13 protein-coding genes and 1 pseudogene are annotated in these 15,420 nt (G+C 75.8%); 4 read left to right on the forward strand and 10 right to left on the reverse strand.

Going from position 1 to position 15,420, the window contains the following annotated elements; all coding sequences use genetic code 11:
- The 7 genes and pseudogenes from ACSNN9_RS23685 to ACSNN9_RS23715 all read right to left on the reverse strand — a co-directional run.
- A partial coding sequence (locus ACSNN9_RS23685) for a ribulokinase (RefSeq protein WP_436675447.1) occupies positions 1-1,720 on the reverse strand: 1,720 nt, incomplete at its 3' end.
- 225 nt (positions 1,721-1,945) lie between these two features.
- Entirely contained in the window at positions 1,946-2,206 is a 261-nt protein-coding gene (locus ACSNN9_RS23690) for a hypothetical protein (RefSeq protein ID WP_121398707.1), read from the reverse strand.
- A gap of 67 nt (positions 2,207-2,273) precedes the next feature.
- Complete coding sequence (locus ACSNN9_RS23695) at positions 2,274-3,602, reverse strand: PLP-dependent aminotransferase family protein (RefSeq protein ID WP_436675448.1); 1,329 nt, start codon at positions 3,600-3,602, stop codon at positions 2,274-2,276.
- Between the two features lie 3 nt (positions 3,603-3,605).
- Complete coding sequence (locus ACSNN9_RS23700) at positions 3,606-4,730, reverse strand: alpha-hydroxy acid oxidase (protein ID WP_436675449.1); 1,125 nt, start codon at positions 4,728-4,730, stop codon at positions 3,606-3,608.
- A gap of 136 nt (positions 4,731-4,866) precedes the next feature.
- Positions 4,867-5,802: pseudogene (locus ACSNN9_RS23705) on the reverse strand (alpha/beta hydrolase); the annotation flags it as partial.
- Positions 5,799-7,019, reverse strand: a complete 1,221-nt coding sequence (locus tag ACSNN9_RS23710) for a cytochrome P450 (RefSeq protein ID WP_436675450.1) — start codon at positions 7,017-7,019, stop codon at positions 5,799-5,801. The pseudogene ACSNN9_RS23705 and the gene ACSNN9_RS23710, both read right to left, overlap by 4 nt.
- Positions 7,020-7,084: 65 nt before the next feature.
- Positions 7,085-8,362 carry an SGNH/GDSL hydrolase family protein gene (locus ACSNN9_RS23715; protein WP_436675457.1) on the reverse strand — a complete coding sequence of 426 codons (1,278 nt, stop codon included), beginning with the start codon at positions 8,360-8,362 and terminating at the stop codon, positions 7,085-7,087.
- A gap of 297 nt (positions 8,363-8,659) precedes the next feature.
- Here ACSNN9_RS23715 and ACSNN9_RS23720 point away from each other — a divergent pair, with 297 nt between their 5' ends.
- Genes ACSNN9_RS23720 through ACSNN9_RS23730 form a run of 3 tightly spaced genes read left to right on the forward strand, consistent with a single transcriptional unit; the run spans position 8,660 to position 11,892 of the window.
- A complete protein-coding gene (locus ACSNN9_RS23720; protein ID WP_436675451.1) occupies positions 8,660-10,255 on the forward strand; it encodes a class I adenylate-forming enzyme family protein in 1,596 nt (531 codons plus the stop codon).
- Entirely contained in the window at positions 10,252-11,487 is a 1,236-nt protein-coding gene (locus ACSNN9_RS23725; protein ID WP_436675452.1) for an MFS transporter, read from the forward strand. The genes ACSNN9_RS23720 and ACSNN9_RS23725 overlap by 4 nt, the downstream gene beginning before the upstream one ends.
- Before the next feature lie 9 nt (positions 11,488-11,496).
- Positions 11,497-11,892 carry an MmcQ/YjbR family DNA-binding protein gene (locus tag ACSNN9_RS23730; RefSeq protein WP_358090572.1) on the forward strand — a complete coding sequence of 132 codons (396 nt, stop codon included), beginning with the start codon at positions 11,497-11,499 and terminating at the stop codon, positions 11,890-11,892.
- A gap of 16 nt (positions 11,893-11,908) precedes the next feature.
- Here ACSNN9_RS23730 and ACSNN9_RS23735 read toward each other — a convergent pair whose 3' ends face one another.
- Together ACSNN9_RS23735 and ACSNN9_RS23740 are read right to left on the reverse strand one after the other, a co-directional pair.
- Positions 11,909-12,379, reverse strand: a complete 471-nt coding sequence (locus tag ACSNN9_RS23735; protein ID WP_436675453.1) for a dethiobiotin synthetase — start codon at positions 12,377-12,379, stop codon at positions 11,909-11,911.
- Positions 12,380-12,447: 68 nt separating this feature from the next.
- Complete coding sequence (locus ACSNN9_RS23740) at positions 12,448-13,446, reverse strand: S1 family peptidase (protein ID WP_436675454.1); 999 nt, start codon at positions 13,444-13,446, stop codon at positions 12,448-12,450.
- 256 nt (positions 13,447-13,702) lie between these two features.
- Between ACSNN9_RS23740 and ACSNN9_RS23745 the strand changes: the two genes are divergently transcribed.
- Positions 13,703-14,395, forward strand: coding sequence for an SGNH/GDSL hydrolase family protein (locus ACSNN9_RS23745; protein WP_436675455.1), 693 nt, complete (start codon positions 13,703-13,705; stop codon positions 14,393-14,395).
- A 96-nt stretch (positions 14,396-14,491) separates the two neighbouring features.
- Here ACSNN9_RS23745 and ACSNN9_RS23750 read toward each other — a convergent pair.
- The coding region (locus tag ACSNN9_RS23750) for a phosphotransferase family protein (protein WP_436675456.1) at positions 14,492-15,420 on the reverse strand (929 nt) is incomplete at its 5' end.

The raw sequence follows: 15,420 nt of genomic DNA on the forward strand, positions 1-15,420 counted from the left end.
CAGGTTCGTCCGTACGCACTTCGTCAGCTCGGCGACCATGTCCTCGCTCAGGCAGGCGTCGGCGCAGGCGGTGCAGGACGTCGGTGCCGCCCCGGCCGAAGTGGTCGTGCAGGGCGCGGTACTCGGCGTACAACTCGTCGTAGGCCGCCGCCCGGGCCGGGTCGGGGTGCCAGGTCTCGCGCCGGGCGGCGCCCATCGCCGCCGAGGCCGCCGGCACGTCCGGGTACGCCCCGGCGGCGACCGCCGCGTGGATGGCCGCGCCCAGCGCCGCCGGGTGCGCGGCGTCGACCACGTGCAGCGGGCGGCCGAGCACGTCGGCGTAGATGCGCAGCAGCAGCCGGTTGCGGGTGAGCCCGCCGGCCACGGTCAGCTCGTCGACGCTCACCCCGGCGGCGGTGAACGCGTCGACGACGGTCCGGGCGCCGAAGGCGGTGGCCTCCAGCAGCGCCCGCCAGATCTCCTCGGGCCGGGTGGCCAGGGTCAGCCCGACCAGCACGCCGCTCAGCTCGTGGTCCATCAGCACCGAGCGGTTGCCGCTGTGCCAGTCCAGGGCCAGCAGCCCGTGCCCGCCCACCGGCTGGTCCGCGGCGAGGGTGTCCAGCAACTCGTACGGGCTCAACCCCCGGCGGCGCGCCTCGTCGGCGTAGGCGGCCGGCAGGGCGTTGCGGGCGTACCAGGCGAAGATGTCGCCGACCCCGCTCTGTCCCGCCTCGTAGCCCCACGCCCCGGTGGTGACGCCCCCGTCGACCACGCCGCAGACGCCGGGCACCTCGCGGTACGTCTCCGCGTTCATGATCAGGCAGGTGGAGGTGCCGAGCACCGCCAGCATCCGGCCGGGCTCGACCGCGCGGGCCGCCGCGGCGGTGACGTGCGCGTCGATGGCGCCCGCCGCGACGGCGGTCCCGACCGGCAGCCCGGTCCACGCGGCGGCTGCGGCGGTCAGCCCGCCAGCCCGGGCGCCCGTCGGCACGAGCGGGCCGTCGACGCGGGGCAGCAGCCCGTCGAGGCGGGGGTGCAGGGCGCGCAGGAACTCCGCCGACGGGTACCGCCCGTCCTGCCGCAGCCCCTTGTAGCCGGCGGCGGAGACGTTGCGGGTCTCCCGGCCGCAGAGCTGCCAGACCAGCCAGTCCGCGGTCTCGATGAACCGCTCCGCCCGGTCGAAGACCGCCGGATCCTCCTCCAGCACCTCCAGCGCCTTGGCGAGCTGCCACTCGGCGGAGACCCGGCCGCCGTAGCGGGGCAGCCAGCGCTCGCCGCGCGCGACGGCGACGTCGTTGATCCGGGCGGCCTGCCGCTGGGCTGCGTGGTGCTTCCACAGCTTCGGGTACGCGTGCGGCCGGCCGGTCAGGCCGGGCAGCTCGCAGAGCGGGGTGCCGTCGGCGAGGGTGGGCAGCATCGTGCAGGAGGTGGCGTCGACGCCGACGCCGCACACGTCCTCGGGCCGTACCCCGGAGGCGCGCAGCGCGGCGGGCACCGCGACGCGGAGCACCTCGCGGTGGTCGTCGGGGTGCTGCAACGCCCAGTCCGGCGGCAGCGGCGTCCCGTCGGGCAGCCGCTCGGTGATCACCCCGTGCCGGTACGGGTGGACGGCCTCGCCGCGCACGGCGCCGTCGACGACGTCGACCACGACCGCCCGGCCGGAGAGGGTGCCGAAGTCGACGCCGACGACGAACCGGGGTGACCCGGCCACCGGCCGCGCCGCGTCTCCTGCTGCCGCCACGGCTCCTCCTCCCGCCGCGCGGCGCCGGTGCCCCGGGCGGGCGGCCGGTCGGCGACGGCGGGAGGAAACGCTAGCAACGACCGCCGCGCGCCCGGCACGCCGCCGGCGGGTGGCGGCGTGGTACGAACCGGCGCCGGGGCGGCGTCGTGCGCCCCGGACCCGGGCGGACCCGAGCCCTACCCGGGGCGGACCCCGGGCGGCGGGGAGGAGGAACGGGCCGCGGCCTCAGGCGACGGGCCGCTTCAGGTGGTAGCGGTGCACCTCGGTGCTGCCCTGGACGTTGTTCACGTCCTCGGCGGCGGAGACCAGTTCCCAGCCCTCCCGGCCGGCCCGGTTGAGGTGCGCGATCGCCGTGTCACCGTACGCGGTGATGTCCCGGCGCGACCCGTCCGGGCCGTACCAGATGAAGCTGACATGGAAGTTGCGGCCCTGCCCCTGATAACGGCGGACCAGCAACGCGTACTCCCAGGCGACCATGGCGTCCATTATGGGTGTCCACCCAGGACGGCGGAACACGGGCAGTCGCGCTTTGCCGTGCGGTGAACGCGGTGTGTCATGCCACGCCCGCGGTCGCCGCCCGTCGGGCCGTCTCGTCGGCGACCAGCGCGGCCAGCCGGTCCAGCCCGAGGTCGATCTGCTCCGGGGTCACCGCGCTCACCGACAGCCGCAGCGCGTCGACCGGGGCGCCGTCGTCGTAGAAGTGCGCCATCGGCGTCCAGAGCAGCCCGTACTCGCGGGCGGAGCGGTGCAGCAGGGCGTCGTCGACGGCGAACGGCACGGTGACCACGACGAAGAACCCGCCGGCCGGCACGGTCCACCGCACCGGCGAGGTCGCCGCCGGGAACCGCCGGGCCAGGCCGTCGACCAGGTGGCGCAGGTTGCGGCCGTACGCGGCCCGTTCCCGGACGGTGGCCGCCACGAGGCTGCACCCGTGCTCCAGCAGCGCCCCGCCGACCACCGCCTGGGCGATCGCCGAGGTGTTCACCGTGACCATGCTCTTGATCTTGGCGAGCTGGTCGGCGAGCAGGTCCACCGTGCCGTCGGCGCCGGCGACGCGCTGGTCGGCGACCACGTAGCCCACCCGGGCGCCGGGCAGCACCGTCTTGGCGAACGAGCCCAGGTAGACCACCCGCCGCGCGGTGTCCAGCGCCTTGAGCGTGGGCAGCCGCCCGGCGTCCCCGGCGGGGAAGAGGCCGTACGGGTTGTCCTCCAGCAGCAGCAGGTCCTCCTCGGCGGCCAGGTCGAGCAGCCGCCGCCGGTCGGCCAGGCCGATGCTGGTCCCGGACGGGTTGGCGAAGTCCGGCATCACGTAGCAGGCGCGCGGGCGCAGCCCCGCCGCCCGGGCCAGGCGCACCTGCTCGCGCAGGTCGGCGAGGTCGATGCCGTCCGGGCCGCCCCGCACCGGTCGCACCGGCAGGTCCAGCAGCCGGGCGGCGCCGGTCAGCCCCACGTACGTCGGCGCGACGGCGAGCAGCACGTCGCGCGGGTCGGCCCGCAGCGCCCGCAGCACCAGGAACATCGCCTCCTGGCAGCCGACGGTCACCACGATCGCCTCCGGGTCGACCGTGACGCCCTCGTCGACGGCGAGGTTGCGGGCGACGAGATGGTGCGCGATGCCCTTGGTGCGGCCGTACTGGAACAGCGTCCGGTGCACCTGCGCGGGGCTCTGCCCGAGGTCGTCGGCCAGGTGCCGGCGGAACGTCTCCAGGTGCCGGTGCAGCGCCGCGACGTCGAAGAACTCCTCGTACGGCCGGCCGGCCGCCAGCGACACCGCGTCGGGGTAGTGCTGGGCCACCTCGTTGAGGAAGTTCATCGAGTTCAGCGCGGGGTCGTCGACCGCCGGGTGCAGGTCGGCGACGTGCAGGTCCACCGGATCGGCCACCGCTCAGCCCTCCCTCAGCACGCGCAGCTCCCGGGCGGCCTCCGGATCGGCGCAGCCGGCCAGCGCCAGGGCGTCGCGGAACTCGTCGGCCAGCAGCGTCAGCGCCGTCCGCGCCCCGGCCCGGCCGCCGGCCGCGAGCGCCCACAGCATCGGCCGCCCGACCAGGACGCCCCGCGCGCCGAGGGCGAGCGCGCGCAGCACGTCGACGCCGTCGCGCACGCCGCTGTCCAGCAGCACCTCGCACCGGTCGGCCACCGCCGCCACCACCTCCGGCAGCACGGTGGCGGTGGCCGGCGCGCCGTCGAGCTGCCGGCCGCCGTGGTTGGAGACCACCACGGCGTCCGCGCCGGCGGCCACCGCCAGCTCCGCGTCGCGCGGGTCCAGCACGCCCTTCACCACCAGTGGCAGGGCGGTACGGCCGCGCAGCCACTCCAGGTCCGCCCAGGTCAGCGCGGGCGCGAAGACGTCGCCGGTGTGCGCGGCGATGGCGGAGACCCCCGGGGTGGCGGTGTGCGCGAGGTCGTCCCGGCCGGCCGGCAGGTTGGCCGCCACGACGTGCGGCGGGATGGCGAACGCGTTGCGCACGTCGCGCCGCCGCGGGCCGAGGATCGGCACGTCCACGGTGACCGTCAGCGCGGTGCAGCCCGCCGCGTGCGCCCGGTCCAGCAGTTCGGCGACCAGGCCCCGGTCGCGCAGCCAGTAGAGCTGGAACCAGACCGTCGCGCCGGTCTGCGCGATCTGCTCGATCGGCACGCTGCTCAGCGTGCTCGCCACGTACGGCACGCCGGCCCCGCCCGCGGCGGCGGCCAGCGCCAGCTCCCCGTCGGGGTGCACCAGCCGCTGGTACGCCATCGGCGCCACGGCCACCGGCATCGCGTACGAGGTGCCGAGCAGCCGCGCCTCGGTGCGAGGGGTGTGCACGCCGCGCAGCACCCGGGGCAGCACGGCCACCCGGTCCAGCGCGCGGCGGTTGGCGGCGAGCGTGGTCTCGGCGCCGCTGCCGCCGTCGACGTAGTCCCACACGTCGGGCGGCAGCACCGCCCGAGCCGGCCCGGCGAAGTCGGCCAGGCTGGCCGGCGACGGCTGCGCCACCGGCAGGTCCGACTTCGGCAGCACGCCCTCAACCATCGCCAGTCTCCCTTCCCACCGGCACCGCCCCGCTGGCGGTCGCCCCGCCGCCGGCCGCCCCGTCGCCCGTCGCGCCGTTGGCCGCCCCACCGCCGGCCGCCGCCCCGTCGCCCGTCGCACCGTCGCCCGTCGCCCCGCTGGCCGTCGCACCGAACCGACCGCGCAGGAACGCGGCGGCCTGGTCCTGGGCGCGCCGGCCGTCGTCGAACGCCCCGGGCATGGCGAAGAAGCCGTGGATCATGCCCGCGTACCGGGTGTGGGTGGTGGGCACCCCGGCGTCGCGCAGCCGCTGCGCGTACCGCTCCCCCTCGGCGCGCAGCGGGTCGTGCTCGGCGGTGATCACCAGCGCCGGCGGCAGGCCGGTCAGGTCCGCGGCGAGCAGCGGCGACGCCAGCGGGTGCCGCGCGTCGGCGGGGTCGGCGAGATAGTGGCCCCGGTACCAGGCGACCGAGCGGCGGTTGAACAGCAGCGGGTCCTCGCCGTCGCCGTCGGGATCGCCGGTCTGGTCGGTGTTCGGGTACACCAGCAGCTGGGCGGCGAGCCGGGGCCCGCCGCGCTCGCGGGCCAGCAGGGTGACGGCGGCGGCGAGGTTGCCGCCGGCGCTGTCGCCGCCGACCGCCACGCGCCGCGAGTCGACGCCGAACTCCTCCGGGTGCGCGGCGATCCACCGCGTGGCCGCGTGGCAGTCGTGCACGGCGGCGGGGAAGGGGTGCTCCGGGGCCAGCCGGTAGCCGACGGTGACCACCTGGCAGGGCACCGCGTTCGCCAGCCGCCGGCAGATGCCGTCGGCGGTGTCGACGCTGCCCAGCGTCCAGCCGCCGCCGAAGAAGTAGACGAGGGTGGGCAGTGGCCCCTCCCCCGCCGGTCGGTGGATCCGCACCGGCAGGTCGCCCGCCGGGCCAGGCACGCGCGTCTCGCGTACCTCGTGCACCGGCTCGACCGCGCCGCCGCCGGCGCGGATCGCGGCGAGGTCGGCGGCGCGGGCCTCGGCCAGGGTCTGGGTGTAGAGCGGCGGGGTGCCGGCCGCCTCGCGGGCGGCCCGGTACGCCGCCACCTGCGGATGGACGCTCACGCGGGCCCTCCTCGGGTGTGCACGGCCAGCTTGTCGACGCCGCGCAGGAAGAGGCTGCCGCTGTACGTCGGCGCCTCGGCGACGGTGAGCCCGGGGAAGCGGGCCAGCAGTCTGGGCAGCGCGAGCCGGCCCTCCAACCGGGACACCGCGGCGCCGAGGCAGAAGTGCAGGCCGGCGCCGAAGGCCAGCGACGGCGGTCCGCTCCGGCGCGGGTCGAAGCGGTCCGGGTCGGGGAAGCGGGCCGGGTCGCGGTTGGCGGCGGCGAGGATCAGCAGCACGTTGCGGTCCCGCCCGACCGGCACCCCGCCGACCTCGGTGTCGCGGGGCGCGGCCCGGGCCAGGAAGTGCACGGGGGCCTCCAGCCGCAGGATCTCGTCGACCGCGCCCCGGGTCAGCGCGTCGTCGCCGGGCAGCGCGGCGGCCACGTCGGGGTGGGCCAGCAGCAGCGGCAGCCCGTTGCCGAACATGTAGACGGTGGTGACGAAGGCGGCGTTGAACAGCACGATCAGGTTGCTGACCAGCTCGTCGGCGGTCAGCTCCACGTCGCCGGAGTCGACCGCCTCCACCAGCGCGCTGATCAGGTCCTCAGCCGGCCGCCGGCGCCGGTGTGCGATCAGCTCGGCGTAGAAGTCCCGCAGCTCGGCGGCGGCGGTGTTGGCGGCGGCGAGGCGCTGCGGGGTCTTGCCCGCCACGTCCAGAAAGTCGTCGATCCGCTCCACCCGCTGCCGGTAGAAGTCCAGCTCCCCGGCGGGAATGCCGATGAACTCCGCCATCACCAGGGCCGGCAGCGGGTACGCGAACTCCGCGACGAAGTCGAGGGCGGCGTCCCCGGCGTCGGCCATCCGGTCCAGCAGCCCGTCGACGACCCGGTGCACGGTCGGCTCCAGCGCGCCCAGCCGGCGCGGCGTGAACGTCTTGGCGAAGACCGCCCGCATCCGGGTGTGCTCCGGCGGGTTCACGAACATCATGGAGGTCTGCAGGGTGCGCAGCACCTCCTGTTCCTGCCAGCCCGGCGGGGCCTGCTTGTACCACTGCGGGTCGCGCAGCACCTGGCTGACCAGGTCGTAGCCGACGGCGACGGCGTCGACCGAGCGGTGCTCGTCGCGCGCCGGCACCGGGCTGACCGGCCCCAGGGCGTGCAGGGCGGCGTAGCAGGGGTAGGGGTCCTGCCGGCCCTCGTCGCTGTAGAGCCGGGTCAGCAGCTGGGTGACGTCCATCCTCGTTCGGTCTCCCCCATCGACGGTGCGGCGGGGGGGGGGGTCGCCCGCCGCCCGCGCCGAGGTCACAGGCCCAGCAGTCGCAGCGGCACGGCGTCCGCCAGCGCCTGGTTGCCGGCGTCGTTCGGGTGGATGTGGTCCCCCGAGTCGTACGCGGGCAGCAGCCGGCTCGGCTGCGCCGGATCGCGCAGCACCCGGTCGAAGTCGAGCAGCCCGTCGAACTCGTCGCTGCCGCGCAGGTACGCGTTCACGGCCTGCCGGGTGGCCTCCTTCTCGGGCGTCCACACCCCCGGGTTGCCGTGCCCCTCGTACGGGGTGAGCGTCGACACCAGGCTGCGCAGGCCGCGCGCCTTCACCTGCTGGTTGACCTGCCGCAGCGAGGCGATGATCTGCTCGGCGGAGTCGCCCGACATCCAGATGTCGTTGATGCCGAGGTGGGTGATCACGGTCCGGGCGTCGGTCTGCGCGAAGACGTCCTCGTCGAGCCGGGCCAGGGCGTTGGGCCCGAGTTCGTGGTAGCCGGGGAAGCCGCCCGCGCCGGGCTCGGGGCCCTCGTGGTTGAGCCGGTTGCCGGCGAGGCTGAGGTTGAGCACGCCCGGGGTGCGGACGTCCGGGCGGGCGTCGAGGAGCCGGTCGGCGAGCAGGTCGGGCCAGCGCTTGTTGGCGTTGACGGTGCTGCCGTTGCCGTCGGCGATGGAGTCGCCGAAGACCACCACCGAGCCGGGGCTGTGCCGGCGCTGCACGTCGATGCCGGAGAGGAAGAACCAGCAGCAGTTCGGCCGGATCGTGAACCCGGCCCCGCCGGCGGCGGAGGTGAGGTCCGTGGCGCCGATGAAGTTGGTCTGCCGGGACTGGCCGTGGAAGGTCACCGGCCCGGTCGGGGTCGGGAAGTGCACCGTCAGCACCAGGTCCTGCTGGTCGCCGACCGGCAGTGCGACGGGGTCGCTGACCAGCTCGGCGCCCCGGTTCATGGTGGCGGAGGTGGCACCGCCGAAGGTCAGCGTCCGCAGGGTCGAGGTGTCGATGTCGGACAGGTCGTCGGGGGTCGCGGTGTTCGGCTTCGCGACGGTGGCGCGGCCGACCTTGACGGCCTGCTCGCCGTACATGTTGCTCAGTCGCACCCGGAACTGCGGTCCGCCCACCGTGGTGTGCACGACCATCCGGACGCTCTGGTCGTTGAGGCCGTTGTTGGTCAGGCCGGTCGCGTTGCCCCGGGTGACCGCGGCCGCCCAGCTGCCCGCCCAGACCGCCCGCTGGTGGCGGGACGCCTCGGCGTCCGACGGGCCGGCGCTGGCCACCATCGCCGGGGTGGCGACGACGAGCAGGGTGGCCGCGGACGCGATGACATGCCATCTCTTCGGGGTCGACATTGAACCTCCATCGTGGGCAGCCCAGGGCCATCCGCTGACGGCACCGCCTGGACGATGGTCCAGAAACCTAGCCGCCCCGTTTCGCGACCGTCAATCAACCTGATCGACGTGATCAAATGTCCTCCGGTCCGTCCGGAGCGCCGTTCAGGCTCTGTCCGGTGACAGCAGGTGGTCCCTACGCTCACGGACGGCGGCGGCGCGGTCGCCCGTCCGCCGGCCGTCCCGGGCCGCCCGGGGCACGGCCACACTTCTGCGCGAGGGGGCTGTCGGATGACCGACCGACCGGAGCGACGGGCCGGCTACGTGCACCGGGCGCTGGAGCTGTTCGCGGGCTTCGGCGACCGGGAGGCGCTGGTCGGCGACGGACGCCGGCTCAGCTACACCGACGTCGCCGCGCAGGTGCGCGGGCTGGCGGCGGCGCTGCACGGGCACGGCGTACGGCCGGGGCACGCGGTGCTGCTCGCGCTCGGCAACCCGGTGGAGGGGCCGCTGGTGCAGCTCGCGCTGCACCTGCTGGGCTGCCGGACGATGTGGATCGCCCCGGTCACCTCCCGCCGGGAGGTGACCGAGTTCGTCCGGCTGGCCCGCCCCGACGCGTTCGTCTACGACGCCCGGGACCCGGCCGGCCTGGGCCCGGAGCTGGCCGCCGGGCTGCCCGGCGTGCCCGTGCTCTGCCTCGGCCCGGGCGGCGCGGGCCCGGACCTCGTCGCCGCGGCCGAGCGCGCCGCCGGGGTCGACCTGCCGGCCGAGGTGCCGGTGCCGGAGTCCTTCCTGCAGACCAGCGGCACCACCGGCACCCCGAAGCTGGTGCACCACCGGGAGAGCTTCTACAGCCAGATCCTCGCCCTGGCCGCCGACTTCCGCGCGGCCGGGTACCCGCCGCTGCGGCACCTGTCGCACTCGCCGATGTGGCTGGCCAGCGGCCAGATCACCACGCTGTTCAACCTCTTCACCGGCGGGGTGCTGTTCCCGCGCGACGGCTGGGACCCGGCCCGGTTCATCGACACCGTCGACCGGGAGCGGATCAACTCGACCTTCGTCACCCCGCCGATGCTCTACGAGGTGCTCGACCACCCCGCCCTGGCCGGCGCGGACTTCTCCGCCATGTTCATGTTCAACGTGGGCGCCGGCCCCGCCGCGCCCGCCCGCCTGCGCCAGGCGATCGCCCGCTTCGGCCCGGTGCTGCGCATCGTGTACGGCCTCAGCGAGGCCGTCGTGGTCACCGCCCTGCCGGGGCTGACCGACGACCCGGAGCACCCGGAGCGGCTGCGCTCCTGCGGCCGGCCGTACGGCGACGTGCGCGTCGAGATCCGCGCCGAGGACGGCACCGTGCTGCCGCCCGGCTCCGACGGCGAGGTGTGGGTACACACCGACCTGCGCTTCGCCGGCTATCACGGTCAGCCCGAGCTGACCGCCGAGACGCTGGTCGACGGCTGGGTCCGCACCCGCGACGTCGGGCACCTCGACGCCGACGGCTACCTCTACCTCGTCGACCGGTTGCAGGACCGGATCCTCACCCGGCGGCGCAGCTGGCCGATCCACTCCCGCCCGATCGAGGACGTCCTGGCCGGGCACCCGCAGGTGCGGGCGGCGGCCGTGATCGGCGTGCCGGACGAGGCGGCCGGCGAACTGCCGTACGCCTACGTCGTGCCGGCGCCCGGCGCGACGGTGACCGCCGGGGAGCTGATCGACCTGGTCACCGCCGAGCTGAGCGACACCTGGGCGCCGGGCGGGGTGCAGTTCGTCGACCGGCTGCCGCTCAACCGTTCCGCGAAGGTGGACAAGCGTGCGCTGCGGGCGCGCCACGCCGAGGAGCACCCGTCGTCGGTCGAGCACCCGGAGGCGTCGATCGGCAGCCTGGCGTGACCCCCCGGCGGGAGCTGACCGTCCTGGTCGCCGCCGACCTGATCTCCAACCTGGGCAGCCGGATCTCGGTGGTGGCCATCCCCTGGCTGGTGCTGGAGACCACCGGCAGCCCGGCGAAGATGGGCGCGGTGGCCGCCGCCGAGACGCTGCCCTACCTGCTCTCCAGTGCCTTCGGCACGCCCTGGGCGGACCGGATCGGGCTGCGCCGCACCTCGATCCTGGCCGACGCCGGCAGCGCCGGGCTGATGGTGGCGGTGGCCCTCGCTCCCTGGCTCGGCTTCGGCGCGCTGCTCGCCCTGGTCGCCCTGGTGGGCGCGCTGCGGGGCGTCGGCGACCGGGTCAAGCACGTGATGTTCCGCCCGGCCGCCGAGGCCGCCGGGGTCCGGCTGATCCGGCTGACCTCCGTCTACGACGGCCTCGGCCGGCTGGTCACCCTGCTCGGCGCGGGACTGGGCGGGCTGCTCGTCTGGTGGTTCGGGGTGACGCAGGCGCTCCTCATCGACGCCGCGAGCTTCGCCGCCTGCGCCCTGCTGGTCGGCCTGCTGGTCCGGCCGCCGGCCGCACCGGCGGGACCGGCGGCGCCGGAGGGATACCTACGCGCACTCGCGGGCGGGTTCCGCCACCTGGGCCGCGACCGGATGCTGCTGACCATGCTGCTGGTCATCTCGGCGCTGAACATGGTGGTCAACGCGAGCGTCGCGGTCTACATCCCGCTCTGGGTGGCCGACGTCCTGCGCAGCCCCGCCGGGCTGGGCCTGGTGCTCGGGGCGTTCTCGGCCGGCGCGCTGCTGGGCAACCTGCTCTTCACGGCGTACGGTCCCCGGCTGCCCCGGTACCTGACCTTCGTGGTCGGTGCGGCGCTCAGCGGCGCCCCGCGGCTGCTGGTCCTCGCGCTGAGCGAGGAGCTGGCGGTGGTGCTCGCGGTGACGTTCGTGTCCGGCATCGGCATCGCGGCGGTGAACCCGCTGCTCGGGGTGGCGATCTACGAGCGGGTGCCGCCCGAGTTGCAGACCCGGGTGATCGGGCTGGCCGGGTCGCTGGCGTTCGCGGGCCTGCCGCTGGGCGCGCTGCTGGGCGGCTGGTCGGCGACCGCGTTCGGCCTCGTCGCCGCCCTGCTGGCCATGGCGGCGTTCTGCCTCGTCGTCACCCTGCTGCCGCTCCTGCCCGGCCTGCGCCCCCGGCCCACGACCGCGCCGCGCGAGCGGGCGCCGGGTGTCGTGGGTCGGGCGTAGGGTCGGGGCATGGCCACGTGGGAGGACGTACGCCGGATCGCGCTGGCCCTGCCGGAGGCGGGCGAGCACCCGTCCTACCAGGGGGCGCCGGCGTGGAAGGTCCGCGGCAGGGCGTTCGTCTGGGAGCGGCCGCTGCGCCGCGCCGACCTCGACGCCCTCGGCGACGCCGCGCCGGACGGGCCCGTCCTCGGCGTACGGGTGCCGGACCTGGGCGCGAAGGAGGCGCTGCTCGCCGACGACCCCGCCGTCTACTTCACCACCGCGCACTTCGACGGCTACCCGGCGGTCCTGGTCCGGCTGGACCGCATCGACCCCGACGAGCTGGCCGAGCTCGTCGTCGAGGCGTGGCAGGACCGGGCACCGAAGCGGCTCGCCGCGGCGTACCGGGCGGGGCGGCAGGCGTAGCCCGGGCGGGGCGACGTCAGCGCGGCAGCGCCGCCGCGACGGCCTCCTCCGGGCTGGACACGTGCGACAGGCCGGCGACGGGGGCGCCGGTGGCGTCGAGGATCCGCCAGCCGCCGAGCACCACCACCGGAATGCCGCCGCGCCGCATGGCCAGGGCCACCTCGGAGAGCGTCCCCCAGGAGCCGCCGACCGCGATCACCGCGTCGGCGCTCCAGACCAGGATCGCGTTGCGTGCCTGCCCCATGTTGGTGACGACCGTGGCCGACACGTCGGCCGCCGGGCCGGGGGCGGCGCCGTCGTCGGGGCGTACGCCGATGACCAGGCCGGCGCGGGAACGGGCGCCGACGGCGACGGCGGACATCACCCCGCCGCCGCCTCCGCAGAGCACGGTCGCGCCCCGCTCGGCGAGCAGCTCGCCCACCCGGCGGGCGTGCGCCAGCTCGGCGTCCGACGCGGTCGCCGGCCCGCACACCGCCACCTGCACCATGCCGCCATGATGCCCGACGCGACGTGGGTCCCCGGCGGATGCCGCCGGGGAGCCACGAGGTGGTCGGGTCAGAAGACGGAGACGCCGTAGCGGCTGAGCGCCTCGGTGACCGGCTGGAAGAAGGTGGTGCCGCCGGTACGGCAGTTGCCGCTGCCGCCGGAGGTCAGCCCGAGGGCGGTGCTGCCCGAGTAGAGCGGGCCGCCGCTGTCGCCGGGCTCGGCGCAGACGTTGGTGGCGATCATGCCCCGGACGGTGCCCTCGGCGTAGCGGACGGTGGCGTTGAGGCCGGTCACCGTGCCGCTGTGGGTGCCGGTGGTGCTCCCCCGCCGGGTCACCTGCTGGCCGACGGACGCGTTCCCGGCGGCGGTGATGTCCTGCGAACCCACCGAGCCGTCGATGGCGATCGAGGTGTTGGTGTAGCGGACGATGCCGTAGTCGTTACCCGGGAAGCTGGTGCCGGTGCGGTCACCGAGCTTGGTGCTCTGTGCCGAGTTGGCGTACCAGGCGGAGACCGCGTCGGTGCAGTGCCCGGCGGTGAGGAAGTAGTAGGTGCTGCCGCTGCGCACGTTGAAGCCGAGCGAGCAGCGGTAGCCGCCGCCGTAGATGGCGTCGCCGCCGGAGATCCGCATGCTCAGCGTGCCGGCGAGCGGGGTGATCCGGGCCGTGCCGCCGGCCGCGGCCACCGCGGCGCGGATGCGCGCCGCCTGGGCGGCGCCGACCGTGCTGTCCACGCCGACGACCACCTGGTTGCCGACCGGGTCCACCCAGAGGGCGGTGCCCGTGACGCCCAGGTCCACCCGGGACTGGGCGGCCTGGAGGGCTCGGGTGCTGTGGGTGACGAGGCGGGCGACGCCGCCGGCGGCGCGGACCGCGGCGGCGGCCCGCTCGTCGGTGACGGCGACGACGGTACGGCCCGACGCGGCGTCCAGGTAGGAGCCGGCGGTGCGGTCGGGACCGAGGCCGGCCGCGAGGCTGGCGGCCCGCTCGGCGGTCAGGGCGGCGGGCACGGCGTGGGCCGGTGACACGGCCACGGTGGCGCCGAGGAGAGCGACGGTGACGGCGGACATCACACCACGTCGAGTGAGTCTCACGCGTACCTCCCGGGGAGGGCTGGATCGGCTGTCTGCCGATCGATGTAGACATATTCACACTGGTCAACGCAGACGTAAAGGGTTCCGGGCGGCGCGTCCGGTCGCCGGCACGACGGCGCGGTGGGTCAGCTGCCACTCCTCGCACGTCGAGCGCACCAGCGTCCACCCGGCGGAGGCGGCCCTGCCCGACGGGCCGCTGGCCGGGGACGGTCCGGTCGACTAGCGTGCGCTCATGCCATTGACGTTGACCGAAGCGACGGACCCGTTCTGCCTGCGCGACGGGGAGAGCGCGACGCTGCTGCGCGACCACCCGTGGCGGCGCTTCGCGGTGCTGGGTGACAGCGTGGCCGAGGGGCTCTGCGAGCCCGTCGACGGCTACCCCGACGTGCAGTGGGCCGACCGGATCGCCGCCGAACTGCGGGCCGTCCGGCCGGCGCTGGCGTACCTGAACCTGGGGTTGCGGGGGCTGCGGGCGCACGAGGTGCGCGCCGCCCAGCTCGCCCCGGCGCTGGCGTTCCGCCCCGACCTGGCGCTGGTGGTCTGCGGCGGCAACGACGCCTTCGGCCGGGGGTACGACGCGGACGCGGTCGACGCGGAGCTGACCGCGATGATCGAGGCGCTGCGCGCCGCCGGTGCGGACGTGATCACCGTCGGCATGTTCGACGTGTCGCTCAGCCCTGCCGTGCCGGAGCGGCACCGGGCCGGCCTGGGCGAGCGGATGCGGCGGCTCTCCGCGCACACCGGGGCCCTCGCGGAGCGCCTCGGCACCCTGCACGTGCGGCTCACCGACCACCCGCTCACCGCCGACCCGACGATGTACGGCAGCGACGGCCGGCACGGCAGCGCCCGCAGCGACGCGGTCGCCGCCGCCGAGACCGTCCGCCGCCTCGGCGCCCACCTCGCGGACACCCGACCCGTCGGCTGACGGCGGCCTCCGGGCAGGCTTTCGTTCACGCGGGGACACGAGGAGGGGTCCAGCTCCGGTGCCGGCCCGGTCCCGCCGGGCCCCCGGCGGTGGAACTCAGGCGAGCTGGTCCAGTGTCCGGGTGACGTTGTGCTCGACGATGGCGCGCATGCCGGCCCGGTCGGGGAAGTCGCCGTCGAGCAGGCGCAGCGGGCCCGCCACCAGCGACAGGTACGTCGCGAGCCGGTAGAGGCGCAGCCGGTGTCCGTCGAGACCGTCGACGGCCAGCGTTGGATAGGCGTCTCCGAAGCGAAGTTCGAGGAAGGCGTGCTCCCACTCCACGTCGAGGAACGTCGCGCCCTCGATGTCGACGAGCACCGGGCGGTCCCGCTCGTCCACGAGCACGTGGTCCGGCCCGAGTTCACCGTGGATCAGGCCGTACCGGGAGCGGGGCGCGACGGCAGCGCAGCGCTCGGCGAGGGCGTCGGCGAGGCGCTGCCGGACGGCGGCGATCCGCTCCACCCGGGCGGCGGCCTCGGTCAGGTCCCGCAGCGCCCGGTGCAGCACGATCCGCTCCACCGGCCGGCCGGGCGTCGGGCCGTGCGACCCCGGCCGGCCGTACCGGTCGCGACGGCGGGCGTGCATGCTCCGGACGGCGTCGCCGAGCCGGGCCAGCACCACCTCGGCCCGTCGCGGGTCGCGCTCCCGCAGGTGCTGGAGGGTGCCGCCCCGGACGTCCTCCACCACCGCCACCTCGCCGGGCAGCAGGCCCGCGGTGGGGGCGAGCAGCAGCCGGGGCACCCGCACCCCGGCGGCGGTGAACTCCCGGTGCGCCGCGGCGAACAGGCCGGCCCCGGTGGCGTGCCCGAACGGGTCGTCGCGTTCCGGTGTCGCCCGCGCCGGCCAGTAGTCCTCCGCCGGATGCCAGACGTAGGCGACGCCGGTGGACCCGTCGTCGAGGGTCAGCCGGTAGACGCCCTTCTTCGTGCCGCCGGTCAACCGCTCGGCCGACACCAGCACCCGCCCGCCCTCGAACGCCGCCCGCG

Origin of the sequence: Micromonospora sp. URMC 107 (genome assembly GCF_051386315.1) — a bacterium.
Classification (GTDB): domain Bacteria; phylum Actinomycetota; class Actinomycetes; order Mycobacteriales; family Micromonosporaceae; genus Micromonospora.

Coding starts and splice junctions, on each gene's coding strand:
- ACSNN9_RS23690 (WP_121398707.1), bottom strand. CDS start 2,206: ATGGACGCCATGGTCGCCTGGGAGTACGCGTTGCTGGTCCGCCGTTAT.
- ACSNN9_RS23700 (WP_436675449.1), bottom strand. CDS start 4,730: ATGGTTGAGGGCGTGCTGCCGAAGTCGGACCTGCCGGTGGCGCAGCCG.
- ACSNN9_RS23710 (WP_436675450.1), bottom strand. CDS start 7,019: ATGGACGTCACCCAGCTGCTGACCCGGCTCTACAGCGACGAGGGCCGG.
- ACSNN9_RS23720 (WP_436675451.1), top strand. CDS start 8,660: ATGACCGACCGACCGGAGCGACGGGCCGGCTACGTGCACCGGGCGCTG.
- ACSNN9_RS23730 (WP_358090572.1), top strand. CDS start 11,497: ATGGCCACGTGGGAGGACGTACGCCGGATCGCGCTGGCCCTGCCGGAG.
- ACSNN9_RS23735 (WP_436675453.1), bottom strand. CDS start 12,379: ATGGTGCAGGTGGCGGTGTGCGGGCCGGCGACCGCGTCGGACGCCGAG.
- ACSNN9_RS23740 (WP_436675454.1), bottom strand. CDS start 13,446: ATGTCCGCCGTCACCGTCGCTCTCCTCGGCGCCACCGTGGCCGTGTCA.
- ACSNN9_RS23745 (WP_436675455.1), top strand. CDS start 13,703: ATGCCATTGACGTTGACCGAAGCGACGGACCCGTTCTGCCTGCGCGAC.